This window comes from Actinomadura chibensis NBRC 106107, from assembly GCF_001552135.1.
GTDB classification, from domain to species: domain Bacteria; phylum Actinomycetota; class Actinomycetes; order Streptosporangiales; family Streptosporangiaceae; genus Spirillospora; species Spirillospora chibensis.
The window spans coordinates 1-25,638 of the sequence record NZ_BCQP01000095.1 but is presented as its reverse complement, the minus strand read 5'-3'; the positions used below and the strand labels follow the sequence as shown (position 1 = coordinate 25,638).

Here is a 25,638-nt window from a genome sequence, read left to right as displayed (position 1 = left end):
ACCCACCGGGACGGTCAGGCGGTGGCGTGATGGGAGCATCCCCGCGTGCGCGGGGAGCACCACGGCAAGTCGATGAAGGGCGCCGCTGGCCCGGGAGCATCCCCGCGTGCGCGGGGAGCACCACCTGGGAGTGCTCCTGGCCGATTTCCGGAAAGGAGCATCCCCGCGTGCGCGGGGAGCACCCCAGCGGGACCCATCAGGGCACAATCCCGAGTGGAGCATCCCCGCGTGCGCGGGGAGCACCGCCTACGGAGGCTCCTGGGCCTACAGCAACCTGGAGCATCCCCGCGTGCGCGGGGAGCACGCCGCGCCGGAGGTTGCACAGGCCGCAGTGTCGGGAGCATCCCCGCGTGCGCGGGGAGCACGCATGCAACCTCGGTCACATCAACCTTGAGAAGGGAGCATCCCCGCGTGCGCGGGGAGCACTTCTTGATGCAGGGCGGAGTCACCTCCGCCAAGGGAGCATCCCCGCGTGCGCGGGGAGCACTCGAACACAACCTTGACGAGCCTCTTCTTCCCGGGAGCATCCCCGCGTGCGCGGGGAGCACCACACCACCGTTGCCGACATCGCGGCTTGCCAGGGAGCATCCCCGCGTGCGCGGGGAGCACTCGGTGCCGGGGAGGAGGCCCTCGATGCGGAGGGGAGCATCCCCGCGTGCGCGGGGAGCACCCGGCATGGCCGAAAACCTAGGGCCGGTGATCGGGAGCATCCCCGCGTGCGCGGGGAGCACAGGACGCCGAGGACGGCGGCCACCTGACCGGCGGGAGCATCCCCGCGTGCGCGGGGAGCACAAGATCGGCGTCCTGCACTTCGACCGGCACCTGGGAGCATCCCCGCGTGCGCGGGGAGCACTCTGTCTGACCTGGGGCTTTATGGAGCGGTTGGGCCGTTCTGAAGCACTTCTGCTGAAAAGGACATTTCGGGTGGGCGGGTTGATGTCGTATGAGTTGTCTGCGGTTCGCCGGATTTGGTGGCTGGTGAGGAGTTGTGGTCGGCTGGTTCGGCCCGGGGTGTTCGACTCGTGCTCAAGGTCATGATCGGAAGAGTGCTGCCTCGCGGAAGGGTGGGCGGCGGTGCCATCTCTGAGGGTGTCCGGAGATGCGCTGTGTGAGTGGCTCTGGTTGCTGGATCTTAGCGAACTGGCGGTGGCCCGCTTCGGCGCGCGATTTGGTGTTTCGGGGGCATGTCATAGATCTGTCTGGTCTGCCCAATTTATGCAGAGGTGTGGTACTTCCAGTGCCGGTGAGGTTGAGGGCTCAAGTGGCCTCTTGTGGTCGGTGGTGCCGACCGGGAGAAGATGATCGCTTCCATCGTGTTGACTCCGCTTGTGTTCGAAGACGAAGCAGGGGGCGCTTGGCTGCGGGGGCGGCTGTCGGAGGCGGCTCGTCGGGTTTGGGCTAAGCATGATTGGAAGTCAGAAGGGTGGCTGCCGTTGTGGCGGCATCTGGCTGACAGTGGTGCTGTCGCCGGGCTGTTGTGGGATGCCTGGGTTCCTTTCCAGGTCCGCGCGGTGGTGGCTGATTGCCTTCCCGATGGTTTTGAGGATGCTCGTCGGCTGGCGGTGTGGTTGGCGGCGACCCATGACGTCGGTAAGGCGACACCGGCGTTTGCGTGTCAGGTTGATCCGTTGGCGAACAACATGCGCGATGTGGGCTTGGGGATGCCGTCTCGCCAGCGGTTGCCCGACCGGAAGCTGGCCCCTCATGGCCTGGCCGGGCAGGTTCTGTTGCGCGAGTGGCTGGTTGAGCGGGGCTGGCCGCGGTCTGTGACATTGCCGTTCTCGATTGTTGCGGGTGGGCATCACGGGGTGCCGCCGACGAATGCGAGCATCTATGACCTGAATGCGCACCCAGATCTGCTGTGGTCGCCCGGTTGCGAATCGGCGTGGCGAGGCGTCCAGAAGGAGATTCTGGACGCGTGCGCGGTGATGTGCGGAGTTGACGGTCGCCTGGACGATTGGCGTCAGGTGAAGCTTTCGCAATCGGCGCAGGTGGTGCTGACGGGCGTGGTCATCGTTGCCGACTGGATCGCCAGCAATTCCGATCTCTTCCCGTACTTTCCCGATGGCTCGAACGCGAGTGATAAGGAGCGTGTCGAGGCGGCGTGGCGAGGTCTTGCCCTTCCGGCGCCGTGGCGGCCTGCGAAGGCGGAGATGCCCGCGAAGGAGTTGTTCTTCTCGCGATTTGATCTGCCTACCGATGCCCGTATCCGGCCCGTCCAAGAGCGTGCGGTCGAGGTCGCGAAGCGAATGTCGGCGCCGGGGTTGATGGTGATCGAAGCGCCGATGGGGGAGGGGAAGACCGAGGCCGCGCTGGCCGTCGCGGAGGTGTTCGCGGCGCGTTCTGGGGCGGGCGGCGTGTTCGTGGCGTTGCCGACGATGGCCACGGGCAACGCGATGTTTCCGCGGATGCTGCGGTGGCTGCGTCAGGTCCCGGACGCGGACGGTGCCGCGTTGCGGTCGGTGATGCTGGCTCATTCCAAGGCGGCGTTGAACGAGGACTTCGGCGAGCTCGTCAAGGCCGGGCGCCGGGCGGTCGCGGGTGTCGAGGTGGACGGCGACCAAGACGAGTGGCGGCCACTGGACGACAAGCACGTCCGGTCCGCCGAGCTGGTCGCGCACCAGTGGCTGTACGGACGCAAGAAGGCGATGCTGGCCTCGTTCGTCGTGGGGACGATCGACCAGCTGCTCTTCATGGGTTTGAAGAGCCGCCACCTGGCCCTTCGTCATCTGGCGTTGGCGGGCAAGGTCGTCATCATCGACGAGGCGCACGCCTATGACACCTACATGAACTCCTATCTGGACCGGGTGTTGTCATGGCTGGGCGCTTACCGCGTGCCGGTCGTGGTGTTGTCGGCGACGCTTCCCGCACAGCGTCGCCGCGAGCTGGCCGAGGCGTATGCCGGGCCGAAGGCGGCCGACCTCGCCGACGTCGAGGAGGCCACGGGGTATCCGCTGCTGACCGCGATCGAACCGGCGGCGCCCCCGGTGGTCGAGGAAGCGGCGGCGTCGGGTCGGCGCACCGACGTGTGGGCCGAGCCCCTGAGCGACGATCTCGCTGCTCTGGCGGAACGGCTGGAGTACGAGCTGGCCGGTGGCGGTTGCGCACTGGTGGTGCGCAACACGGTCGGACGCGTCCTGGAGACGGCCCAGTACCTGCGGGCCCGGTTCCCGACGGTCACCGTCACCGCCGCGCACGCTCGTTTCGTTGATCTGGACCGGGCCGAGAACGACGCCGAGTTGCTCAGGCTCTTCGGCCCACCGGGAAAGGACGCGGTAGAGCGTCCCGAAAAGCACATCGTGGTGGCCAGTCAGGTCGCCGAACAGTCTTTGGACATCGACTTCGATCTGCTGGTGACGGACCTGTGTCCTGTCGACCTCCTGCTGCAGCGGATGGGCCGTCTGCATCGGCACGAGCGCGGTGAGCGGCAGTGCGAGCGTCCCGAGCGCGTGCGGGTCGCGCGGTGCCTGGTCACGGGTGCGGACTGGGACGCGGCTCCGGTGGAGCCGGTCAAGGGGTCCCAGCGTGTCTACGGGCGGCATGCGCTGCTGCGGTCGGCCGGGGTGCTGGAGCCCTACCTGTCGGGGACGGCGCCGACAGGTCACGTCGTGCGGTTACCCGAGGACATCAGCCCGCTGGTACAGGCGGCCTACGGCACCGGGCCGGTCGGCCCGGCGACGTGGCAGGACGCCATGGAGCACGCGCACAAGGAGCACTTGATCCGGCAGCAGACCTTGCGCGGCAAAGCCTCCGACTTCCAGATAAACGCGGTGGGACGTCCGGGGCGGGCGCTGATCGGCTGGGTGGACGCCGGTGTCGGCGACGCCGACGACACCCGGGCGGGCCGCGCCCAGGTGCGCGACAGCCGGGAGTCGTTGGAGGTGCTGGTCGTGCAGCGCCTCTCCGACGGCACCGTCCGGACGCTGCCGTGGCTGGCTGAGAACGGGGGCCGGGAGCTGCCGACCGAGGCCGTCCCGCCGGGGAACCTGGCGCGGACCGTGGCGGCGTGCGGGCTCCGGCTGCCGTTCCAGTTCTCGATCCCGGACGTGCTGGACCGCGCGATCGAGGAACTGGAGGCCGAGTGCGTCCCGGCCTGGCAGTCCAAGGACAGCCAATGGCTCGCCGGAGAGTTGATCTTGATGCTCGATGAGAACTGTCGGACCCGCCTGGCAGGCTTCGACCTGCTGTACACCCCCGCCGATGGTCTTGAGGTGACGGATGCCCGGTAAGGCGCCATTAGCGGCCTTCGACCTGACCCGCGAGTCGTGGCTGCCGGTACTGCGCGACGACGGTTCCGAGGACGAACTGTCGTTGCTTGACGTCTTCGCACAGGCCGACACGGTGCGGCGTCTGGTCGGGGACGTCCCGACCCAGGAACTGGCGCTGCTGCGCCTGCTGCTGGCGCTTCTGCACGACGTGGTCGACGGCCCCACCGATCTGGATCACTGGCAGCGGCTCTGGGAGGACGGCCTTCCCCTGCACGGGGACGACGGCATCAGCAAGTACCTGGACCGGCACCGCGGCCGCTTCGACCTGCTGCACTCCGAGACGCCGTTCTTCCAGACGGCCGGGCTGCAGACCGCCAAGAAGGAGATCGCGTCCCTGGACCGGCTCGTCGCCGACGTGCCCAACGGGGCGCAGTTCTTCACCATGCGGGCGCGGGGCGTGGAACGGCTGTCGTTCGCCGAGGCCGCCCGGTGGGTCGTCCACGCGCACGCGTTCGACACCTCCGGCATCAAGACCGGCGCGGACAAGGACAAACGCGCCAAGGGCGGCAAGGTCTATCCGCTGGGCGTCGGATGGACGGGGAACCTCGGCGGCGTGTTCGTCGAGGGCGCGAACCTGCGCGAGACCCTGCTGCTGAACCTGATCGCCTTCGACACCGACAACCTCAGAATCGACGCCGATCGGGACCGTCCCGCGTGGCGGCACCCGCCCCCGGACCCGGCGGAGATGGAACCGTTGGAGCTGAGCCGTCGTCCGGCGGGGGTGCGTGACCTGTACACCTGGCAGTCCCGGCGGGTCCGGCTGGCGTTCGACGACGAGGGCGTCCACGGGGTGGTGCTCGCCTACGGCGACCCGCTGAGCCCGCGCAACAAGCACATGCGCGAACCCATGACCAGTTGGCGGCGCAGCCAGGCCCAGGAGAAGAAGCTGGGCGAGGCCCAGGTGTACCTGCCGCGCGAGCACGACCCGGGCAAGAGCGCGTGGCGGGGGCTGGGCGCGCTGGTCGCGGGCCGTCCCCCAGGGGCCGACCAGCGCGATGAGGCCGCCCACATCGTCCGGCCGCGGATCCTGGACTGGGTCGCCCGCCTGACGGTCGAAGGCGACTTCCCCCCCGACTTCCTCATCCGAGCGCGCCTGATCGCGGCACGCTACGGGACCCAGCAGTCGGTGATCGACGAGGTGGTCGACGATTCGGTCGCCATGCCGGTGGTGCTGCTGCACGAGCGCGACACCCGGCTCGGGCAGGCCGCGATCGACGCGGTCGCCGACGCCGACAGGGCCGTGAACGTGCTGGGCGACCTGGCCGCCGATCTCGCGCGGGCCGTCGGCGCCGGTTCCGAGCCCGCCCGAGCCCGGGCCACGGCCCAGGCCTACGGCATGCTGGACGGCTCCTTCCGCGACTGGCTCGCCGCCCTCGACCCGCGACACCCGCCCCAGCCTCAGCGAGCGACCTGGCAGGACAGGGCCCGGAAGATCCTCGCCCGGCTCGGCGCCCAGGAAGTCGCCGACGCCGGCGACGGCGCCTGGGAGGGGCGCGTCGTCCAGACCGGCAAGGGCCAGGAGCTGTGGCTGACGTCCTCGCGCGCCGAGGCGACCTTCGGCTACCGGCTCCGCAAAGCGTTGCCCGGAACCGCTCCCGAACCCGACGAATCGGAGCGGCAAGCACCCAAGGAGCCCATGGAGGCCAGCTCATGACCGCCCCCATCGCAGGCGAGCGGCAGCACGTGTCCGACCTGGTCGGTCAGGTCGTCGGTGACTTCGTTGACGAATTGCAGGACGGCTACCTGCGCGACACCGGCGCCGCGGTCGCCCGCCTGGCCCAGCTGCGCCGCGGCGCGGGCAAGCTGCCGCAGGACGTCCCGGAGCTGTGGGGGCTGACCGGCACCGAGCGGCTCTACCAGGATCAGACGCTCGGCGAGCAGCAGGCCGTCCGCGCCGAGAACGCGTCCTTCCTGGCCGTCACCCTGTACGCCTTGCACCAGCAGTCGCGCACCACGCAGAAGATGCACATCCCGGATGCTGACCTGGGCGCGGCCGTCCGACAACTGATGCCGCCGGACAGGATCGATGAGCCGATCCGGCGGCGGTTCGTCCGGGTGGGGACGGCGGGAAGCCCGGAGGTCCTGGCCTACCGGCTCCGCGAGATCGTCTCCCTGCTGCGCCGCGACTCCATCCCCCTGGACTACGCGCTGCTGGCAAAGAACCTCTACCGCGCCCACACACCGGACGGGCTCGCGCGGGTCCGCCGGCAGTGGGGGCGCGGCTTCCACGCCTACCGGCCGCAAGCAGCCGGACGATCCGAACAGACCCCGCAGGGCGAGGCCGCTGAGGCCACCACCGATGAGGCCACCACCGACAAGGACGTCACATGACCCGCACCATCATCGACCTGCATGTGCTGCAGAGCGTCCCGCCGAGCAACCTCAACCGGGACGACACCGGCACGCCCAAGACGGCCGTCTACGGCGGGGTGCGCCGCGCCCGGGTGTCCAGCCAGGCGTGGAAGCGCGCCACCCGCAGGAGCTTCCACGACCTCCTCGACCCCAGCGAGCTCGGCGTCCGGACCAAGCGGGTCGCCGAACTGCTCGCCGACCGCATCCGCGCGCTGGACGAGTCGATCCCGCGGACCGAGGCGTGGGACCTGGCCGCCGAGACCGTGCAGAACGCGACCGGCTCCAAGATCGAGGTCCCCAAACGCCGCGGCGGCGCCGCCAAGAACGGTGAGGACGAGCCCGCGGCGGCCCCGGAGTCGAAGTACCTGATGTTCCTCAGCGCCCGCCAGCTCGACGGCCTCGCCGAACTCGCCGTCGAGGGCCGCGACGACATCAAGGCCTTCTTCAAGGACAAGGACGCCAAGGCGCGCGCCAAGCAGATCGCCAACGCCCGCCACTCGGTCGACATCGCCCTGTTCGGACGGATGGTCGCCGACGGCGCCGACATCAACGTCGACGCCGCCACCCAGGTCGCGCACGCGCTCAGCGTCCACCAGGTGGAGAACGAGTCCGACTACTACACCGCCGTCGACGACCACAAGAAACGCGAGGACGACGACCTCGGCGCCGGCATGATCGGGACGGTCGAGTTCAACTCCGCCACCCTCTACCGCTACGCCGCCCTCGACGTCGACCGGCTGAGCGACAACCTCGGCAAGGGCCTGCGCGACGGCGAGCCGCTCACCGAGCCGGTCCGCCGCGCGGTGGAGGCGTTCGTGGAGGGCTTCATCACCTCGATGCCGACCGGGAAGGTCAACACGTTCGGCAACCACACCCTGCCGGACGCGGTCGTGGTGAAGATCCGCTCGTCCCGTCCGATCAGCTTCGTTTCCGCGTTCGAGGAGCCCTGCGGACGGGGCGCGGACGGCGGCGGGTTCGTCCAGGAGGCCGCCGCGCGGCTGGCCCGATACGCACCCGAGATCGAGGCCGCCTACGGCGTCGCCGACGACGCCCGGACCTGGGTGCTGCGCGTCGGGAAGAACACCGAGCCGCTGTCGGCCCTCGGCACCCAGGTGTCCCTGCCCGAGCTGGTCAACGCGGTGGGCGAGGAGGTCGCCGGACGTCAGGAACACCAGCGGTGAGCGTCCTGACCATGCAGCTCGCCGGGCCCCTCCAGGCATGGGGGGCGTCGGCGCGGTTCGCGCGCCGCACGACCGAGCAGGCGCCCACCAAGAGCGGCGTCATCGGGATGCTGGCCGCCGCGCTCGGCCGCCGGCGCACCGACGACCTGGCCGACCTGGCCGCGCTGCGCTTCGGTGTGCGCGTCGACCAGCGCGGCGTCCCCGTCCGCGACTACCAGACCGCACAGCATTTCGACACCGGCCGGTCCATGCCGGTCTCCGAACGGTTCTACCTGGCCGACGCGGTGTTCGTCGCCGTGGTCGAAGGCGACGGCGACCTGGTCGAACGCCTGCACCGGGCGTTGCGCGAACCGGTCTTCCCGCCCTACCTCGGACGCCGGTCGTGCCCGCCGTCCCGGCCGATCGAGCTGGCCGTCCACCACGACCAGACCCTCGACGCACGGCTGAAAAACGAGAAGTGGCGCGCATCGTCGTGGCACCAGCGCAAGAGCCGCGAACCGACCGTGGTCCTGGAGACCATCACCGAGTCCGACGGCCCGGACGGTCTGGTCGACACCCTGCGCGACCAGCCGCTCAGCTTCGACCCGCGGCACCGACGCTACGCGCTGCGCGGCGTCCGCCACCGGCCGGTGGAGATCCCCAATCCCGCCGCCGACCACGACCCGACCGCCGTCCTGCGAGGCCAGTGATGTACCTGACGCGCTTTCGCATCAATCCCGAACGGATCGGCGCCCGCAAACTGCTGTCCTCCCCGCAGGTGCTGCACGCGGCCGTCATGTCGTCGTTCGCCGAACTCCCCGATTCGGCCCCGGACGCCCCACGGGTGCTGTGGCGGATCGACCGCGACAATCGCCACCACACCCACCTGTGCATCGTCAGCCCCTACAAGCCCGACCTGACCCACCTGGTCGAACAGGCCGGATGGCCCACCACCGCCCGCTGGGAGACCTACGACTACGGTCCCTTCCTCGACCGTCTCGGCGCGGGCGACCAGTGGGCGTTCCGCCTCACGGCCAACCCGGTCCACTCCGTCCGCACCAAGGACGGCGCACCGACCAAGATCACCGCGCACGTCAGCCCCCGCCACCAGCTGGGCTGGCTGCTGCAACGGCAGGAGACCGGCGGCTTCACCGTCGTCCGCAAACCGTCCGCGCACAAACAGCAGGACGAGCTGGCCCAGCACGAACTGGTCCTCCACAACCGCCGCCAGCTCGCCTTCAAGAAGAGGGGAGCGGGCAAGCCGGTCACCCTGGTCACCGTCACCTACGACGGACGCCTCCAGATCACCGACCCCGACGCCTTCCGCCGCACCCTCACCCACGGACTCGGCAGGGCCAAGGCCTACGGCTGCGGCCTGATGACCCTCGCCCCGGCCTGACCGATGTCCACCGTTGGCAAACGCGGAGCGTCCTCACCGCACGAACTCACCCGGATGAGCGACCGACTCTCGTTCATCTACCTCGAACGCTGCACGCTGCACCGCGAAGACAACGCCATCACCGCCGAAGACGCCGACGGCGTCACGCACATCCCGTCCGCCACCATCGGCACCCTCCTGCTCGGCCCCGGAACCCGCGTTACCCACCAGGCCATGAGCGTCCTGGGCGACAGCGGCGCCGGCGTCGTCTGGGTCGGCGAACAAGGCGTGCGGTTCTACTCCGGCGGACGATCCCTCAACCGCTCCTCCGCCCTCGTCGAAGCCCAGGCGACGGCCTGGGCCAACCGCCGCACGCGCCTGAACGTCGCCCGCGCCATGTACCGCATGCGGTTCCCCGGCGAAGACCCCTTTGGACTCAGCCGCCACGAACTCCTCGGCCGCGAAGGACGACGCGTCAAGGAGCGCTACCGCTACGAGGCGGCCCGCGTCGGCCTCACCTGGAACGGACGCCGCTACGTCCCCGGCGACTTCGACACCGGCGACACCGCCAACCAGGCCGTCACCGCCGCCGCCCAATGCATGTACGGCATCGCCCAGACCACCGTCGCCGCCCTCGGCTGCTCACCCGGCCTCGGATTCATCCACTCCGGCCACGAACTCGCCTTCGTCCTGGACATCGCCGACCTCTACAAGACCGAGGTAGCCATCCCGGTCGCCTTCGACGTCGCGGCCGAAAGCCCCGACGACGTCGGCTCCCGCACCCGCCGCGCCATCCGCGACCGCGTCAACGAAGTCGGCCTCCTCAAACGCTGCGTCCACGACATCAAGCGCCTGCTCATCCCCGACGACACCGCAGACGATCCCACCGGCGACGACACCGACCACGTCACCCTGCAAAGCGACCACGGCATGAACGTCGAGTCCGGACGCAACTACGCCGAAGACGTGCACTGGTGACCATCATCATCCTCACCAACTGCCCCGCCGGCCTCCGCGGCTTCCTCACCCGCTGGCTGATGGAGATCGCCCCCGGCGTCTTCATCGGCGGCCCCTCCGCCCGCATCAGACAGGCCCTCTGGGACGAAGTGCACCAATACGCCGACACCGGCCGCGCCCTGCTCTGCTACACCACCAACAACGAACAGGGCTTCACCTTCGAAACCCGCGACCACAAATGGCACCCCATCGACCACGACGGCCTGACCCTGCTCCGCCGCCCCAAGACCCAGCCGACCATTTCCGCAAAACCCCCGCCCGCAGGCTGGAGCAAGGCCTCCAAACGCCGCCGCTACGGCCGCCGCTGACCAAGCCCCAAACATAGAAAGCACTCCAATACAAGCCAACCTCCCGCCAAACCCACAGGCCCCCAGGCTGCTCCCCACACGCGCGGGGATGGTCCCGCGATCAAGACCGGCGTTCTCACCGCGATCAAGTGCTCCCCACACGCGCGGGGATGGTCCCGCGATCAAGACCGGCGTTCTCACCGCGATCAAGTGCTCCCCACACGCGCGGGGATGGTCCCGCGTCTCGCGTGTAGGCGTTCATCTTCGACGCGTGCTCCCCGCACGCGTGGGGATGGTCCCGACGCGGGAGGGCGGTCGTCCAAGCCGAGCATGTGCTCTCCGCACGCGCGGGGATGGCCCCTCGAAGGGCTCCCTCCTGCCGATGGAAGGGGGTACTCCCCGCGCGCGGGATGGGCCCAGCGTGGACCGGCGCGGGGACTCGGTGACATGGTGCTCCCCGCGTACGCCGGGATGGCTCATTCACGACGAAACTCGAAGTCGAGGTCAATGGCTTCGGCGCCGAAACTGCATGTCAGCGCGGCCGGATTGCTGGCCAAGACCTTCCCGCGCTGATCGCAACGGACCAGGCCGCCAAGCTGACCGGCGCCCGAACTGAAACTATCCGCGAGGCGCTGTCTCCACCTCCGACGCCACCACTGCGCGCCGATCCACAAGATCCCCGCTGAAGGCGTCACCATGGTCGCTCACCAGCGCTTTCGCGTCGGCCGAGCCACGCATGCCTATGACGTTCGTAAATGGCCCCGGCAGGGGGACCACTGGTGGGGTCAGATCGGAACGTGATCACGGTTTGAAATGGCCCCGTGGGACGGCTTGGTTTGCCCCCGAGGCTTGTGCAGTCACGGTTAGTCCGTCGAGAAATCAAGGGATTTGGCTGACCAGGGGAAGGTGCATGCGGCGGTAGCGGTTGAGGACGCTCGGCGGCCCAGTCGGCCGGGAATAAGTCAGGCGCTCACGGAGCCGTCGGGGCTGATACCGGCGCCTTAACAGTGACCATTTAGAACGCCGTCGCAGACCATACTCCAGTTCGGCGGCCGCCGCGTGATCCGGTGGTGGCCGGAGGCTGAATGTGGGAGCCGACCGCCGATTTACCGGGGACCGGTCCCGGGCGGCCACACCTACGATCACCCCATGCTGACGATCCTGCGTTCGAAGCTGGGCATTAGCACTGGCACGTTGCTCGCAGTGTTGACCATGGCGGCGTGCGACGGCTCTTCCCCCGCGCAGCACGCCCCGCGTACCACGCCGCATACCTCCACTGCGCCGACGGCGAAGACCAGCAGCACCGTCACAAATGAAGCCAGCGCGGTGGCGACACAGTGGATGCAGCAGTTCTGCTCCAGTCCGGCCGCGCACGCGGCGGGTTACATCGTCTCCCTCAAAGAGGCCGTCGAGCTGGAAAAGCCACGCGTTGGTGATTTGGAGGGGAATAAGGAGCAGATGCTCAGCACGGCCGGCGGGTTCAAGGGCGAAATGGTCAACAATGCCAAGCAGCTCGCCGCGACCACACCACCCAAGTCCGCCGATGCCGCTGGCGCCCGCCGCTACCTGCTGGACGTCTACCACCGGCTCAATCAAGACCTTTCGTCGGTGGACAAGCGGTTGCGCGCGATCCCGACGACGAACGTTAGCCGGTTCATGGCGGCCTTCACCCCGGCGACCACCGCCCTGATAGCGACGATCAAGCGAAGTCAGCAGGAGATCCAGTCACACCCCATACTCGGACCAGCGTTCAACACGCTGGACTGCTTCGGCGCTGGCAATTGACGTCCTGCTTCGCTCCTCGTCCACCGGCGGCGACCACTAGCTCCCCGGTACGGCCTTCTGAGACCGTGATCTTGTCCTCGGCGTTTGAGGGCCTCCCAGACTGGTGGGCTTCCTCGCAGGAATCGACGGATTTGGCGGCTGGCCACTCATCGATCGCCTTGACGAATGCGCCCATCTGCAGCGCGCTGCGCTGTGGTGTCCGGCGCGGGGCGGGCACCGGCGTCGACAGGGCCTCACGGACTAGCCGCCGATGCACCCCGTACTCACGCGCTAACGCGCGCACGACAACCCCTCCCGCGACGAGTCGTGACGAGAGAAGCGGGATAACTCTTGCTTGGTCAAGACACCTGAAGCCCCTGACGGGTGAGAACACGCCAGGCGTCCCGAACTTAGGTACAAACCTTGCAGCGAGGAACCCCTCATCCGCATCCAGACGGGTATGCTCATCGACATCGGCACCTCGGACAAGTCCAAGAAGAACTTTATGTAACTGCCCTACGCCGACGTCTATGAATTCGCCTGGAAAGAGTGCGCCAACCCACCCCGTCCCCGGTAAAAGGCGATCCCGCCACGCCCTTGCTTCTATTGGCTCGGCCCGGCGAGCAGCGTCCACGAACTCGTGAGACCGTCAAGAACCTGGACTAGTCCAACAGGTCCTGGGTTCCGTCTCGTCCAAGATCTCCCGGCCCACATGCGCTACGCACCAACCGGACTCACCTCGTCGTCCACCTGGAACCGAGGATCGGGCACCTCCGTCTGGACCGACTTCGTCTCTCCGACGTGCAGGCGCCTGCCTTGTCTAGGTAAGGGGAGCCATCCCCGCGTGCGCGGGGAGTACACCAGCCGGGTACCCGCGCGGACGACGCCACCCCCGCGTGCGCGGGGAGCACCCGAGCGCCGTGTGCCTCTCGAAGTCGTCCGGGGGACCACCCCCGCGTGCGCGAGGAGCACCGCGTTGTGGGTCTGCGCCACCTGCGGTCGCCGGGGACCACCCCCGCGTGCGCGGGGAGCACGCGTACCCGAGCCGCTCCTGCAGCCACCCCCGGGGACCACCCCCGCGTGCGCGGGGAGCACTCCGCTAACCGGGCCGCCGCCCGCGCGGACCGAGGACCACCCCCGCGTGCGTGGGGAGCACCTCCCGACCGATCTTGTTGCTGTACGTCCCTAGGGACCACCCCCGCGTGCGCGGGGAGCACGTTCAGCCCTTTCCTGTGACGCGGGCCTGTTCAGGACCACCCCCGCGTGCGCGGGGAGCACTGGGACAAGCACGGGCGCCTGACGATCTCCGAGGGACCACCCCCGCGTGCGCGGGGAGCACCGCAGTGTCGGCGTGGAGGTGACGGCCATGGGGGGACCACCCCCGCGTGCGCGGGGAGCACAACGCCACAGGGATCTCCACCTACCAGAAGGCGGGACCACCCCCGCGTGCGCGGGGAGCACCCGCCCTTCAGCGCGCCGCGGGCGGTGAGGATGGGACCACCCCCGCGTGCGCGGGGAGCACATCTGGATCGCGATCCACACGATCTTGATCGTGGGACCACCCCCGCGTGCGCGGGGAGCACCTTGAGGGCGAGGGCCTGCGCGCCGGGCGGAAGGGACCACCCCCGCGTGCGCGGGGAGCACCCCTTCGAAGTCGCGAAACCGTGGGCCTTGCCGGGACCACCCCCGCGTGCGCGGGGAGCACGACAGCGTCGGCGGTGACGTGGACGCCGAGCCGGGACCACCCCCGCGTGCGCGGGGAGCACATAGCTGAAAGACTGGGGGAGGGGCCGCCCCCGGGACCACCCCCGCGTGCGCGGGGAGCACGCAGCCCACATGACGTCAAGCCGGTCCGGGTTGGGACCACCCCCGCGTGCGCGGGGAGCACGCGGCCGCCGGTGCGGCGGAGGCGTCCGGCTCGGGACCACCCCCGCGTGCGCGGGGAGCACCAGAGAGTGAAATAGGGCTCTGAACAGTAAAGAGGACCACCCCCGCGTGCGCGGGGAGCACGAGCGCATCGTCCGGGGGATCCTCGAAGAGGAGGGACCACCCCCGCGTGCGCGGGGAGCACGGTCGAGGGGCGGGTGACGGGGTGAACATCGAGGGACCACCCCCGCGTGCGCGGGGAGCACAGCACCGCCAGCGGCGCGCCCTCCGGCCACCAGGGACCACCCCCGCGTGCGCGGGGAGCACTCTTCCTGACCTGGGGGTTTAGAGAGCGGTGGGGCTGTTTTGAAGCACTTTTGCGGGTGGGGGCATTTCGGGCAGCCGATTCGGCGTCGCGTGCAGTTGTCCTACTTTCCTGGTTCTGGTCAGAGAAGAGCATATGGGCTGCATCTCTGGTCCACGCTGTTTGGCTCGCCGCCACGGCCGTGATCAGAAGAGACTCGTCCCTGGGAGCGCCGGGCTCATGGGAGACGCGCGTGTCGTCGTGCGCGGGCTACTTGTGTTCCCTGTGCACGCGGGGATGGATGGTCGTCAGGCTCGGGTGCCGCGCAGGCGTATGCCCACGCATCTTGGGTCAGTCCCTCGTCCGTTCCGAGAGTAGCCATGCCTCTTGGTCGTCCAGGCTCGGGACGTCGGACGGCGAGGCGCCCTCGTCGCGCAGTGACGGGTCGTTCCGGCCGGGGCGGGAGGAGGGCTGGTGTGGTGCTGGCCACAGCGCGGGGCCCTTACCTGACGGGTGATCATCGTAGGTGGATTTGCTCCCGAGTCGTTTGTAGAGCCAGGGGATGACGTCGGCCGGGAGCAGTCCGGCGGGCGCCGGTGTCGCGAGCAGTGCAGCCTGCCGCCGAAAGGGCGATGGCGTTGAACAGTGTGTGGCCGATGATGATGGGGCGGCGCGGCAAGGGCAGTTGCTGGCGACTGATCATCGAATGGCCACAAGTAGTGTCCGCTTGACCGGGTGAAGCTCATGCCAAGCCGAACTGTTGGAGGGCCCATGCTCCATTCCGACAGGCTGTCCACGTCTGGGAACCGGCCGCCTACTTCCGCGGCTCCGACGATCCTGGTGACCATCGGCTGCGCGTCCAGTTCTACTGGCGGGTGGCGGTGCACTCCGATGACTAGGGCCGACGGTCCGCGCGGACGATAGCCGGGAGTGCGGTGGCGATGCTGCGACGCCCGGAACGTGGCTCAGCGCGGGGCGAGCTGGCTGTGGTGACCGAGCGCGGCACCGCGTTCTAGTTGGAGATGCTGCTGGCGTGTCGTCGGCAGGTGCGCGAGCCGGGTTCTTCGTCGGCTGATTTTGCGGCCTTCTCAAGGCGGGGGGCGTATCTGTAGGGCGATCATTCTGTGGCTGTGTGGGGGCGACTTCGATCTTCGCGTCGACGGTCAGGCCGACTCCGCTGGGTTGTGCGGGCGACGAATGGTCCGGGGCGGGCCGCCGCATTCGGACAGCCTCCTGGGCCAACCGTCGGCGGGCATGAGGCGTCCTCTTGATCGATATCGCTTTGTGTGATGGAGGCCCGGAATGCGCAGATTACTTGGTGGATTGCTGGCGTTGGTCACGTCGGCCGCTCTTGTCGGGGGGCTCGCCCCGTCCGCGTCGGCCGCGTGCGACACGACGTGGGGCTCCCTGCCGAAGGGCACGCTGAGCGGTCACTCGGAGGGGCCGCTGGAGCGGGTCCGCGCCGGCTCCCAGACCTGCTATGACCGACTGGTCATCGAGGTGGCCGGATCGGGCTTCGGTTACCTGACCCAGTATGTCGACCAGGTGGTCCAGGAGGGGTCGGGCAAGCCGGTCCCGCTGCGCGGCGGCGCCAAGCTGCGAATCATCGTCCAAGCGGCCGCAGCTACAGGATTCCCGGCCAGTTCGCCCAACCTCGCCGACGTCACCGGTTACACGACATTCCGGCAAGTGGCGGGGGCGGGCTCCTTCGAGGGGCAGACGACGATCGGCCTGGGCGTGCGGGCGCAGCTGCCGTTCCGGGTCCTCACGCTCCCGCGCGACGGCGGTGGCACGCGGCTTGTCGTCGACGTGGCCCACACCTGGTAGTCCCGGACACGTCTCGCAGAAGGCCGTCCGGTGGAGGGAGTCAGTCGGGCGGTGGCGGCTCCGCATGCTCGGCGCTGGTCGGCTGCTCTGCGTGCCTGGACGCGTTACCACGCGCCTCAGCCTCGTTCTTGTTGGTTGGTTGAGTGGGAAGTCCAGGCGGCGGCCTTGTTGGCGTAGGTCGTCGCGTGCGGACGGGTGGGCGACCTGGTCGACGATCTGTTCGGGTCTGGAGGCGGCGTCGTGTCCCCAGGCGGTGACGCGCCCTGTTCGCTGACGTTGTAGCTGTGCTGAAAGGAGGTGACGGGTCCGGAGGATGACGGTGGAAATGTCGGCAGGGGAGCGCTAGGACGGACCCCGATGACGGCGTGTCCGCAGTGTGTCGAACCCCGAGTAGACGACTCCGGGTACGCGGCTGGCACTGGCCTGGGCGTACAGGTCGACTTGCAGGGCTGAGATCAGGCGAAGGCGGCGGGCGATGAGGCCGGGGTCGTTGGATTCCTCGGTGTGCAGCATCCGGACGCGTTCGTTGTGCTCGGCCCAGCCGTGCAGTTCGCAGCCGCGAGAGCGAACGAGGCGCGATCAGCCCACCGGACGCGGCGCTCAAAGGTCACCGTCCGCGAAGACCCGGGCGTGCCCGCACGGGCCTCGTCAGACCACGGGGTCGGTCGCCGGATTTCGAGCGAGCGTTTCGGCGCGCTCCTTGATGCCGAGCAGCATTCTGCGTTCCATGATGAGGCTTCCAGGCTCCATGACCAGCAGGTTGAACAACCGGGCCGGGATCGACGCGTGCGGCATCGCGATTCGGTTACGGCTGATCAGCCGACTTCCCTCAGCGCAAGGAATCAGCGCGAACGCCCATACCCAATTGCCGTCCTCGGAGCGGAACACCAGGGCGCGTTCGGGGTCGAGGATCTCCACACGAAGGCGCGGCCCCTTGGGGCCCAGCGGGTACGTCTCCCCGACTCGGAGATTCTGGAACTGGGGGAGAACCTCCTTGGCGCTGTGCATGTCCAGGCCAAGGAGGTTCTCGATCCAGTCATAGGTGTACGCGCCGCCTCTGCCGCTGCCCATCTGGACCAGCCAGGGCCAGACCGCCGTGGCGGGGGCGCGCACCGTGATCGCCCGGGTGGCCACGACGGCCGGTTCGGTCAGCAGATCGTCGCCGGGCAAGGTCATGCCTGCCTCGTCGGCCGTGGCTCCCCAGGTGAGGCACCGCTCGCGCAAGAGCACCGGATAGGCCGCCGCGACGCCCGCCGCCGCCGAACCGAGCCCGATAAGCGCTTTCGCCTTGCTCATTTCGTTCTCCCAAGTCCCGGCTGCCCGGCCGCCCTTCCCTCCACGGCCGCCGCCGCTCACAGACGGGCGGCGACGTGGTCGGCGAGGTCGGCGAGGCGGCAGGTGTAGCCCCATTCGTTGTCGTACCAGCCGAAGACCTTCACCAACTCGCCGTTGGCCTGGGTGAGCGGCGCGTCGAAGACGCAGGAGGCCGGGTCGCCGATCACGTCACGGGACACGATCGGGTGCGTGTTGTACCGCACGATCCCGGCGAGCGGACCGTCCGCGGCGTCGGCGAAGGCCTGGTTGAGCTGCTCGGCGGTGGCCGGACGGTCCAGGACGCAGGCCAGGTCGACCAGGGAGCCGTCCTCGATGGGGACGCGCAGGGCCATGCCGTCGAAGCGTCCGGCCAACTCGGGGATCACCATCCCGACGGAGCGGGCGGCGCCTGTGCTGGTGGGGATGAGGTTCACGGCGGCGGAGCGGGCGCGGTGCAGGTCCTTGTGCGGGGAGTCCAGCAGGTTCTGGTCGTTGGTGTAGCCGTGGACGGTGGTCATGTAGCCCTTGACCACTCCGAACGCGTCGTGCAGGACCTTGGCCATGGGCGCGACGCAGTTCGTCGTGCAGGACGCATTGGAGATGACGGTGTGCCGGTCCGGGTCGTAGACCCGCTGGTTGACGCCCATCACGATCGTGGCGTCCACGTCCTTGCCGGGGGCGGAGAGGATCACCTTGCGCGCGCCGGACTTCAGGTGCGCGGCGGCGTCCTCGCGGCGCCGGAACCGGCCCGTGGACTCGATCACGATCTCGGCTCCGACCGCGCCCCAGTCCAGGTCGGCGGGATCGCGGTGCGCGGTCACGGGGATGCGCCTCCCGTCGACGATCAGGGCGGTGTCGTCGTGGTCGACCGTGCGGCCGAGGCGGCCGTAGGTGGAGTCGTACATCAGCAGGTGCGCGAGTGTCGCGGTATCGGTGATGTCGTTGATCGCGACGATCTCCTGGCCGCGCTCCAGGGCGAGACGCAGGTAGTTGCGGCCGATACGGCCGAATCCGTTGATGCCTATCGGAGTGGTCATCTCGTCTCCCGTTCGCGCGGTTCGGCTTCGACTCCAGGCTCTTCCGGCCGACGGGACGGGCACCAGGGACCTTCGTCGCGACGAGCCGTTCCCCGTACGTGACGAAGAGGGACGTTCGTCCCTAGAGGCGCGCGGGACCGCGGATGTGCACTGTCAGTGAGCGGGGGTAGCCCATTCGAACGGCACGGAGAAGCGGGCGACCGCGCACCGTGCGCCATGTGACGCCGCTTGAGCGGCGCAGGACTGCCCCCACTCCGCCGGACGCCGACGTCGGTCCCGATCGGGAGGGCCGGACGAACGGTTCGGAGACACCGGTCCAGGTGGACGGCGGGCTGGAGCAGCCGCTGCCGCGCGGACAACGAACAACCGGTGTCGCGGTGACCGAGAAGAAGACCGACCCCGAAACAAGGAGGCGTGTCATGCGTGCGCTCGTCTATCACGGACCTGGGAAGAAGGCGTGGGAAGAGGTTCCCAAACCGCAGCTCATCGACGACGGCGACGCGGTCGTCCGGGTGGACGCAGTGACGATCTGCGGCACGGACCTGCACATCCTCAAGGGCGATGTCCCGGCCGTGACGGACGGCCGGATCCTCGGGCACGAGGCGGTCGGGACGGTCGAGGCGGTCGGTCCCGGCGTGCGGACGGTCAAGCCCGGCGACCAGGTGCTGGTGTCGTGCATCACCGCCTGCGGACGGTGCCGGTTCTGCCGCGAGAGCCGCTACGGGCAGTGCCTGGGCGGCGGTGGCTGGATCCTCGGCCACAAGATCGACGGGACGCAGGCCGAGTACGTGCGGGTGCCGTTCGCCGACACCTCCGTCCACCCGCTGCCCGCCGGGGTCCCCGCGCAGGACGTGCTGATGCTGGCCGACATCCTGCCGACCGGCTACGAGGTCGGCGTGCTGAACGGGGCCGTCGGCCCGGGCGACGTCGTGGCCGTGGTGGGCGCGGGCCCGATCGGGCTGGCGGCGATCATGGGTGCGCGGCTGTTCAGCCCGAGCCATGTCATCGCGATCGACCTGGCCGACAGCCGCCTGGACGCGGCCAAGCAGTTCGGCGCCGACGTCACCGTCAACAACTCCCGCGAGGACGCCTTGGCCGCCGTCCGCGACCTGACCGACGGGCTCGGCGCGGACGTGACGGTGGAGGCGGTCGGCGTGCCCGAGGCGTTCGAGCTGACGGTCGCGCTGGCCCGGCCGGGCGGCCGGATCGCCAACATCGGCGTGCACGGCGCCCCGGCGGCGCTGCACCTGGAAGAGCAGTGGATCCGCGACATCACCATCACCACCGGCCTGGTCGACACCTTCTCCACCCCGACCCTGCTCCGCCTGCTGTCGGGCGGCCGACTCGACGCCGGGCGCTTCATCACCCACCACTTCACGCTGGACGAGTTCCCCAGGGCCTACGACGTCTTCGCCGACGCCGCCCACACCGGGGCGCTCAAAGTCGTCCTGACCCGCTGACACCGCCAAAAGGGAGCCGCGGCCGTCAATCGATGGCCGCGGCTCTTTCGCGCCCGTATTCGGCGCGGGCCCCGCACCACGCGCCCCGCACCGGCGAATGATCTCAGGCCGGGCCTTTCGCCGTCCGCGCTGGGCGGACGCGGTTCAGGCGGCCGTTCCGTACCTCACGCCGGTCGGAGAAGGCCCCAGCCGCCTGCCGGTGACGCGCTGGCAGGAGATGCGGACGAACTCGGGGGACGGTCCGCCCGTCCAGGCGCGGAGCGCCTCGCGGGCGTGGTCCCCAGGATCGCGGACGGCCCGTGCCCGGCCGATGACGGTGACCGTCCAGCCCGATGGGCCGGTGGCGTCCAGGTCGTCGGCCTCGAAGGCCACGATCGTGCCGTCGGTGGCGGCGGCCAGACCCGACCCGGGCGGGACGCCCACGACCGCGTCGCCGCCGTCCATGACGAAACCGACCGGCATCACCGCGGGCAACGCCTGTTCGGTGAAGACGACCCTGCCCACCCTCGCCGTGCTCATCAGGTCAAGGCACTCGCCTCGCGTAAGGCTGCGCGGCCCGTCCTTCAGATCCTTCATGACTCCATCGTCTGCTCTGGCCGGGGCGGGGAGGCAGGGGCCATCGTCACCGGCATCAAGCCGTCCGTCCTACCCGGGCCGTTCCGTTCGTCCGGGACCTAGGTCCGTCTCCGTCAGCCGCCCGCCCGCGGCAGGCCTGCCGTCCCGCAACGGGCTCTGCCAGGACGTGCCGGGTTGGATCTCGATGTCCTCGGCGCCGTAGGTGATGTGGATGGGGGAGGCGGCGCCGGGGCGGAGGGCGACGCGGATCAGGTCCTGGCGGCAGGTCAGGTCGATGCCCCAGTGGCCCCGGTAGCGCAGGCCGAGGCGGAGCTCGCCGACCGCGGGGGGCAGGCGCGGCGCGAGATGGAGCGTCCCGCCGTGGGTGCTGATCCCGGCGTAGCAGCGCTGGACGAGGTCGACGGTGCCGGCCATCGCGCCCAGGTGGACGCCCTCGGGGGTGGTGCCGTGCTGCGCGTCGGTGAGGTCGCTGCGCAGCGTGTCCAGGAAGATCTCCCAGGCTTCGTCGCCGTCGGTGTGGGCGAGGATCCAGGCGTGCACCAGCGAGCTGAGCGTCGATCCGTCGCAGGTGCGCGGCAGGTAGTAGGCGATGGTCCGGGCGGCGAGGGCGGGGCCGTGGTCGTAGCCGAGGTGCCGCAGGACGTCGTCGAGTTCGTCGGGCGACAGGACGTAGAAGAGCATGAGCACGTCGGCCTGCTTGGACGCCTTGTAGCGGTTGGGCGTCTCGCCCTCGGCTTCGAGGATCCGGTCCAGCCTGCGGATGTCGCCGTAGCGTTCGCGGTAGCGGTCCCAGTCGAACTCCTCCAGGTCGGCGTAGCCGTCGAACTGGCTGATCACGCCGTCGTGGAACGGGACGTGCGTCTTGGCGGCGACGTCCTCGAACCGGGTGATCTCCTCGCGGGTGAGCGCGAGCCGTTCGCTCAGCTCGGTGCGGCGGTCCTCGGGCAGCAGGGCGAGCGCGTCCAGCGCCCGGCGGATCACCCAGACCGCCAGGACGTTGGTGTAGGCGTTGTCGTCCAGGCCCGGGGTGTCGCGTCCGGGGAGGGCGTCGTGGTACTCGTCGGGGCCCATGACGCCGCGGATCCGGTACCGGTCGGTGGAGCGGTCGTAGTCGGCCAGGTCGGCGAAGAAGCGGGCGACCTCCAGCATGATCTCGGCGCCGTACTCGGCGAGGAACTCCGCGTCCCCGGTGGCCTCGTAGAAGCGCCAGACGTTGTGGGCGATCGCGAGCCCGACGTGCCGCTGCAGGTGGGTGTGGTCGGGCAGCCAGCGTCCCGACCGCGGGTTGAGGTGGACGCGCTGGGTCTCCTCGCGTCCGTCCGCCGCGCTCTGCCACGGGTACATGGCCCCGCGATGCCCGGCGGCGGCCGCGGCGCGGCGTGCCGCGGGCAGCCGCCGCCACCGGTACATCAGCAGCGCGCGGGCGATCTCGGGGAACCGCAGGGTCAGGAACGGCAGGATGAACAGCTCGTCCCAGAAGACGTGGCCGCGGTAGGCCTCGCCGTGCAGGCCGCGGGCGGGGACGCCGACGTCCAGGTCGACGCTGTGCTCCGACACGGTCTGCAGCAGATGGAAGATGTGCAGGTTCAGGACGCGCTGCACCTCGACCTGGTCGACGCTGAGCTGGCACCGCCGCCACAGCCGCGTCCACGCCAGCGTGTGCGCGCCCAGCAGGGCGTCGAAGCCGCCCGCGCCGGTGACGGCCGCCAGCGCGGCCTCCCCGCACTCCTCGACCGCGCGGTCGCGCGAGGTGAACACGGCCACGACCTTCTCGACGGTGACCGGCGCGTTCTCCTGGACGTCGACCGCAAGGTCCTGCCCGGCCCATCCCCGGTCGGCCACGTCGGTGCGGTGGGCCGGGACGGTCGTCCGGGTGCGGGCCGCCATCGCGATCCGGATTTGCGACGAGACCGTCGAGGCGCGCAGGAGCAGCGGTTCAGGACCGCCTTGGGATGTCGGCTCCGCACGAGTCAGATGGTCGCCCGGCAGGTTCCGGTACCGCTCGACGCCCGCGTTGACGACCCGTCCGTCCAGCGCGGACCGGATCCGCAGCGGCCCGGACCAGTCCTCGGCGACGATCGTGGTCTCCAGCGCCGCCAGGTGCGGGTCGTCCATGGACACGATCCGGCGCTGGGCCAGCCGGAACGTCCGCCCGGCCCGGTCGCGCACCCGCACCAGCCGGGTCAGCACGCCGCGCCGGAGATCGAGTTCCTGCCGGTAGGACAGGAGCCGGTCCTCCCGGTGGGCGGCGTCGGCGTCGAACCATTCGCCGTCGTCGGCGCGGAACGTCAGCGGAAGCCAGTTCGGCATGTTCACCAGGTCGGCGTTGTCGGTGCGGCGCCCGCCGATCTCCGCCGGAAGCCGGTCGTAGCAGCCCGCGATGTAGGTCCCGGGGTAGTGGACGCCGTCGGCCGTCGACTCGGGACCCGCGCCGCGGGTGGCGAAACAGCCGTTGCCGAGCGTGCACAGCGCCTCCCGCAGCCCCTCCGTCTCCGGGTCGTAGCCGTCGTAGGCCAGAACCCACCGGCTCATGGCGCCTCCTCGTCCGCCCCGGTCTCTCCCCTGAGGTGCCCGGTGGCGTCACGTTCTCACCGGACGAGCGCCTTCGGCAGTGCCGGACGACCCGAGGCGGGTAGGACCATCGCCTCTCCAAGTACGCGTCCCGACCTGCCGACACTGAAGGAAGCCGGGGCGCGGTGGGAAGGAGTCCCGCTGATGGTCGCTCTGCCTAGGGCCCAACGGCCCAACGTCCTCCTCGGCTACGACGGAACCGACGAGAACGACGTGGCGCTGTGCTGGGCGGTCGAGGAGGCCCGGCTGCGCGGGCTCGACCTGACGATCTGCCACTGCTGGCACTGGCCGTATCCGGAAGGGCATGTGGACCCGGGCGTGCAGGCGATCCTCCAGCGGGCGGGGGAGAACCTGCTCCGCGAGGGCGCCCGCCGGGCTCGTGACCTGGGCGCTCCCGGAAGGGTGCACACGCTGCTGAGGCGGGAGCCGGTGAGCGAGACCCTGGTGTGCGAGTCCGACGACGCGGAGCTGATCGTGGTCGGCTCGCACGAGCGGCACCGCCTGCCCGCCGGGTCGACGGCGATGCAGTTGCCCGCGCGCACGCACCGTCCGGTGCTCGCGGTCCGGCGGTCGGGCGAGCGGCGGGGGCTGGTCGTGGCCGGGGTCGACGGATCGGCGGGCGCGGACGCGGCCCTCGGCTTCGCGATCGAGGAGGCCGCGCTGCGCGAATGCGATCTGCGCGTCGTCTACGGGGCCTGGGAACCGGGCGCCGTGCCCGACTGGGAGCTTGCCCTGTTCACCGACAGGAGCGAACTCTTCGAGGTGAGGGCCGCCAAGCTCGAACAGGCCGTGCGGCCGTGGTGTCACCGGTATCCGAAGGTCCGTGTGGAGACCGCGCTGCTGCTGGAGCGTCCCCGCGAAGCGCTGCTGGGCGCGGCGGCCGAGGCCGACCTGCTCGTGGTGGGAGACCGGGGGACCGGCGGCCTTGACCCCCTGCTGCTGGGCGCGACCAGCTCGGCGATGCTCTATCACGCCGCGTGCACGGTCGCGATCGTCCCGGCGGCCCCGCACACCGCCTGACGGGACCTCCGGTCAGTCGGGTCCCATCCCGCCGTGCCCAGGGCGCCCCTGGGGACCTTGGTCCCGCCGTCGGTGTACCGAACGGACCTGCAGCGCAGGTCAGCGGTGCAGTTGAGTCATAGGTGAAAGCTCAACGACATGATGGAAGGTGAGAGGCGATGGCGCTCTCCGAGCACAAGACCCATGTGGGACGGGAAACCCTGATCCGGGTCGTGCGGCCGCGGCCGCTGACCGAGTCGCCCGCCGCTCGCTACGTCTGGGCGCTGGCCCGGCTGGCGCTCGGCTGGGTGTTCGCCTGGGCGTTCCTGGACAAGATGTTCGGGCTCGGTCACGAGACCCCGGCCGGGAAGGCGTGGATCGACGGCGGCAGCCCGACCGAGGGGTTCCTCAAGCACAGCCCCGCGGGGCCGCTGGCCGGGTTCTACCACGACATCGCGGGCGCGGCCTGGGCCGACTGGCTGTTCATGATCGGGCTGGGCGCGGTCGGCGCGGCGCTGGTCCTGGGGGTCGGGATGCGGATCGCGGCCGTGGCGGGCGCGGCGCTGCTGGTCATGATGTGGTCGGCGGTGCTGCCCCCGGCCAACAACCCGTTCATGGACGACCACCTGGTCTACGCCCTCCTGCTGGTCGGCCTGGCCCTGGTCAGCGCGGGCGACACCCTGGGCCTTGGACGCTGGTGGAGCGGCACCCGCCTCGTCCAGCGCCTCCCCATCCTGAAGTAGACGATCTCGACCGCCAAAGGGCGCCCACCCCGTGGGCGCCCTTTCGCCGTGCCCACGCGGGGTGTTCGGTTAGTCGGGGGAGAGGGTGGGGCGGTGGGGCCAGAGGTGTTGGGTGTTGTGGGGGCGGATGGTGGTGAGGGCTTGGGTGAGGGCGGTGGTCAGTGGTCCGGCGGTGTTGATTGTGGTGGCTTGGGGCCAGGGGTCGGTGTGGGTGGACATGGCGGCGGCGATGGCGGTGTCGGCGTCGGAGGGGTTTCGGGTGCGGGTGCGGATGCGTTCGAAGGTGAGTGTTTGTGGGGCGTGGCAGCGCAGGGCGGTCAGGGTGGCGTGTTCGCGTGCGGCTGTTGCGGTGAGGAGGTCGCGGTGTTGTTGGGAGGTCCAGGAGGCGTCCAGGATGACGGTTTCGCCGTGGCGGAGGAGTCGGGTGGTGTGGTCGGCGAGTTCGTGGTAGGTGCGGTGGTCCCATTGGGGGGTGTAGATGCCGGTGTTGTAGGGGGCGGGGGCGGGGTCGTGGGGGGCGAGTCCGGCGAGTTGTTTGCGGGTGTGGTCGCTGCTGAGCAGGGTGCAGCCGAGTTGGTCGGCCAGGGCGCGGGCCAGGGTGCTTTTGCCGGTGCCGGGCAGGCCGCCGATCAGGATGAGGTCGACTTGGCCGGCGCGTAGGTGGCGGAGTGCGATGTCGGCGTAGGCGCGTGCGTCGGCGGCGGCGCCGGGGTCG

19 protein-coding genes and 2 CRISPR repeat arrays are annotated in these 25,638 nt (G+C 69.9%); of the genes, 13 read left to right on the top strand and 6 right to left on the bottom strand.

What is annotated here, in order from left to right; all coding sequences use genetic code 11:
• Positions 1-31: 31 nt before the first annotated feature.
• Positions 32-853: direct repeats of the CRISPR family, unit length 29 nt; unit sequence GGGAGCATCCCCGCGTGCGCGGGGAGCAC.
• Between the two features lie 445 nt (positions 854-1,298).
• From ACH01S_RS40570 to ACH01S_RS46480, 10 genes are all read left to right on the top strand, one after another.
• A complete protein-coding gene (locus ACH01S_RS40570) occupies positions 1,299-4,229 on the top strand; it encodes a CRISPR-associated helicase/endonuclease Cas3 (RefSeq protein WP_083981709.1) in 2,931 nt (976 codons plus the stop codon).
• Positions 4,219-5,922 carry a type I-E CRISPR-associated protein Cse1/CasA gene (gene casA, locus ACH01S_RS40565; RefSeq protein ID WP_067905457.1) on the top strand — a complete coding sequence of 568 codons (1,704 nt, stop codon included), beginning with the start codon at positions 4,219-4,221 and terminating at the stop codon, positions 5,920-5,922. Before ACH01S_RS40570 ends, casA begins: the two co-directional genes overlap by 11 nt.
• The gene (gene casB / locus ACH01S_RS40560) at positions 5,919-6,599 is read left to right on the top strand and encodes a type I-E CRISPR-associated protein Cse2/CasB (protein WP_067905455.1); all 681 of its coding nucleotides are present in this window, start codon (positions 5,919-5,921) and stop codon (positions 6,597-6,599) included. The genes casA and casB overlap by 4 nt, the downstream gene beginning before the upstream one ends.
• The gene (gene cas7e / locus ACH01S_RS40555; RefSeq protein ID WP_067905453.1) at positions 6,596-7,801 is read left to right on the top strand and encodes a type I-E CRISPR-associated protein Cas7/Cse4/CasC; all 1,206 of its coding nucleotides are present in this window, start codon (positions 6,596-6,598) and stop codon (positions 7,799-7,801) included. Before casB ends, cas7e begins: the two co-directional genes overlap by 4 nt.
• On the top strand, positions 7,798-8,490 hold the full coding sequence (gene cas5e / locus ACH01S_RS40550) for a type I-E CRISPR-associated protein Cas5/CasD (RefSeq protein WP_067905451.1): 693 nt from the start codon (positions 7,798-7,800) through the stop codon (positions 8,488-8,490). The genes cas7e and cas5e overlap by 4 nt, the downstream gene beginning before the upstream one ends.
• Complete coding sequence (gene cas6e, locus ACH01S_RS40545; RefSeq protein WP_067905449.1) at positions 8,490-9,179, top strand: type I-E CRISPR-associated protein Cas6/Cse3/CasE; 690 nt, start codon at positions 8,490-8,492, stop codon at positions 9,177-9,179. Before cas5e ends, cas6e begins: the two co-directional genes overlap by 1 nt.
• 3 nt (positions 9,180-9,182) lie before the next feature.
• The gene (gene cas1e / locus ACH01S_RS40540) at positions 9,183-10,136 is read left to right on the top strand and encodes a type I-E CRISPR-associated endonuclease Cas1e (protein ID WP_067905447.1); all 954 of its coding nucleotides are present in this window, start codon (positions 9,183-9,185) and stop codon (positions 10,134-10,136) included.
• The gene (cas2e, locus tag ACH01S_RS40535) at positions 10,133-10,483 is read left to right on the top strand and encodes a type I-E CRISPR-associated endoribonuclease Cas2e (RefSeq protein WP_067905445.1); all 351 of its coding nucleotides are present in this window, start codon (positions 10,133-10,135) and stop codon (positions 10,481-10,483) included. Before cas1e ends, cas2e begins: the two co-directional genes overlap by 4 nt.
• 1,128 nt (positions 10,484-11,611) lie before the next feature.
• Positions 11,612-12,247, top strand: a complete 636-nt coding sequence (locus ACH01S_RS40530) for a hypothetical protein (protein ID WP_067905443.1) — start codon at positions 11,612-11,614, stop codon at positions 12,245-12,247.
• A gap of 809 nt (positions 12,248-13,056) precedes the next feature.
• Positions 13,057-14,419: a CRISPR direct-repeat array (repeat unit 29 nt; unit sequence GGGACCACCCCCGCGTGCGCGGGGAGCAC).
• Positions 14,420-15,698: 1,279 nt separating this feature from the next.
• On the top strand, positions 15,699-16,223 hold the full coding sequence (locus tag ACH01S_RS46480) for an AMIN-like domain-containing (lipo)protein (RefSeq protein ID WP_067905441.1): 525 nt from the start codon (positions 15,699-15,701) through the stop codon (positions 16,221-16,223).
• Positions 16,224-16,565: 342 nt separating this feature from the next.
• Here ACH01S_RS46480 and ACH01S_RS46475 read toward each other — a convergent pair whose 3' ends face one another.
• The 3 genes from ACH01S_RS46475 to gap form a co-directional block, all read right to left on the bottom strand.
• Positions 16,566-16,772, bottom strand: a complete 207-nt coding sequence (locus ACH01S_RS46475) for an acetyl-CoA hydrolase/transferase C-terminal domain-containing protein (RefSeq protein ID WP_255220390.1) — start codon at positions 16,770-16,772, stop codon at positions 16,566-16,568.
• A gap of 99 nt (positions 16,773-16,871) precedes the next feature.
• Positions 16,872-17,519: a hypothetical protein gene (locus ACH01S_RS40520; RefSeq protein ID WP_067905439.1), complete on the bottom strand. Its 648-nt coding sequence runs from the start codon at positions 17,517-17,519 to the stop codon at positions 16,872-16,874.
• Between the two features lie 56 nt (positions 17,520-17,575).
• Complete coding sequence (gap, locus tag ACH01S_RS40515) at positions 17,576-18,574, bottom strand: type I glyceraldehyde-3-phosphate dehydrogenase (RefSeq protein ID WP_067905437.1); 999 nt, start codon at positions 18,572-18,574, stop codon at positions 17,576-17,578.
• Positions 18,575-18,993: 419 nt separating this feature from the next.
• Here gap and ACH01S_RS40510 point away from each other — a divergent pair, with 419 nt between their 5' ends.
• Positions 18,994-20,034, top strand: a complete 1,041-nt coding sequence (locus ACH01S_RS40510) for a zinc-dependent alcohol dehydrogenase family protein (protein ID WP_067905435.1) — start codon at positions 18,994-18,996, stop codon at positions 20,032-20,034.
• A gap of 144 nt (positions 20,035-20,178) precedes the next feature.
• On the opposite strand, the gene ACH01S_RS40505 is transcribed toward ACH01S_RS40510, so the two are convergent.
• Both ACH01S_RS40505 and ACH01S_RS40500 read right to left on the bottom strand, forming a co-directional pair.
• Positions 20,179-20,610, bottom strand: a complete 432-nt coding sequence (locus tag ACH01S_RS40505) for a pyridoxamine 5'-phosphate oxidase family protein (protein WP_067905434.1) — start codon at positions 20,608-20,610, stop codon at positions 20,179-20,181.
• Positions 20,611-20,679: 69 nt separating this feature from the next.
• Complete coding sequence (locus ACH01S_RS40500) at positions 20,680-23,142, bottom strand: glycoside hydrolase family 65 protein (protein WP_067905432.1); 2,463 nt, start codon at positions 23,140-23,142, stop codon at positions 20,680-20,682.
• Between the two features lie 183 nt (positions 23,143-23,325).
• On the opposite strand from ACH01S_RS40500, the gene ACH01S_RS40495 reads away from it, so the two are divergent.
• Positions 23,326-24,201 carry a universal stress protein gene (locus tag ACH01S_RS40495; protein ID WP_067905430.1) on the top strand — a complete coding sequence of 292 codons (876 nt, stop codon included), beginning with the start codon at positions 23,326-23,328 and terminating at the stop codon, positions 24,199-24,201.
• Between the two features lie 158 nt (positions 24,202-24,359).
• A complete protein-coding gene (locus tag ACH01S_RS40490; protein WP_067890682.1) occupies positions 24,360-24,923 on the top strand; it encodes a DoxX family membrane protein in 564 nt (187 codons plus the stop codon).
• 69 nt (positions 24,924-24,992) lie between these two features.
• On the opposite strand, the gene ACH01S_RS40485 is transcribed toward ACH01S_RS40490, so the two are convergent.
• The coding region (locus ACH01S_RS40485; protein ID WP_157406365.1) for a P-loop nucleotide/nucleoside kinase family protein at positions 24,993-25,638 on the bottom strand (646 nt) is incomplete at its 5' end.

Bases quoted from the DNA above. Each gene is read 5' to 3' on its own strand.
- cas1e (WP_067905447.1), top strand. From the start codon at position 9,183: ATGTCCACCGTTGGCAAACGCGGAGCGTCCTCACCGCACGAACTCACC.
- gap (WP_067905437.1), bottom strand. From the start codon at position 18,574: ATGACCACTCCGATAGGCATCAACGGATTCGGCCGTATCGGCCGCAAC.
- ACH01S_RS46480 (WP_067905441.1), top strand. From the start codon at position 15,699: ATGCGCAGATTACTTGGTGGATTGCTGGCGTTGGTCACGTCGGCCGCT.
- cas6e (WP_067905449.1), top strand. From the start codon at position 8,490: ATGTACCTGACGCGCTTTCGCATCAATCCCGAACGGATCGGCGCCCGC.
- ACH01S_RS40510 (WP_067905435.1), top strand. From the start codon at position 18,994: ATGCGTGCGCTCGTCTATCACGGACCTGGGAAGAAGGCGTGGGAAGAG.
- cas7e (WP_067905453.1), top strand. From the start codon at position 6,596: ATGACCCGCACCATCATCGACCTGCATGTGCTGCAGAGCGTCCCGCCG.
- ACH01S_RS40505 (WP_067905434.1), bottom strand. From the start codon at position 20,610: ATGAAGGATCTGAAGGACGGGCCGCGCAGCCTTACGCGAGGCGAGTGC.
- ACH01S_RS40495 (WP_067905430.1), top strand. From the start codon at position 23,326: ATGGTCGCTCTGCCTAGGGCCCAACGGCCCAACGTCCTCCTCGGCTAC.
- casA (WP_067905457.1), top strand. From the start codon at position 4,219: ATGCCCGGTAAGGCGCCATTAGCGGCCTTCGACCTGACCCGCGAGTCG.
- ACH01S_RS40570 (WP_083981709.1), top strand. From the start codon at position 1,299: ATGATCGCTTCCATCGTGTTGACTCCGCTTGTGTTCGAAGACGAAGCA.
- ACH01S_RS40490 (WP_067890682.1), top strand. From the start codon at position 24,360: ATGGCGCTCTCCGAGCACAAGACCCATGTGGGACGGGAAACCCTGATC.
- ACH01S_RS40500 (WP_067905432.1), bottom strand. From the start codon at position 23,142: ATGAGCCGGTGGGTTCTGGCCTACGACGGCTACGACCCGGAGACGGAG.
- ACH01S_RS40520 (WP_067905439.1), bottom strand. From the start codon at position 17,519: ATGAGCAAGGCGAAAGCGCTTATCGGGCTCGGTTCGGCGGCGGCGGGC.
- ACH01S_RS40530 (WP_067905443.1), top strand. From the start codon at position 11,612: ATGCTGACGATCCTGCGTTCGAAGCTGGGCATTAGCACTGGCACGTTG.
- casB (WP_067905455.1), top strand. From the start codon at position 5,919: ATGACCGCCCCCATCGCAGGCGAGCGGCAGCACGTGTCCGACCTGGTC.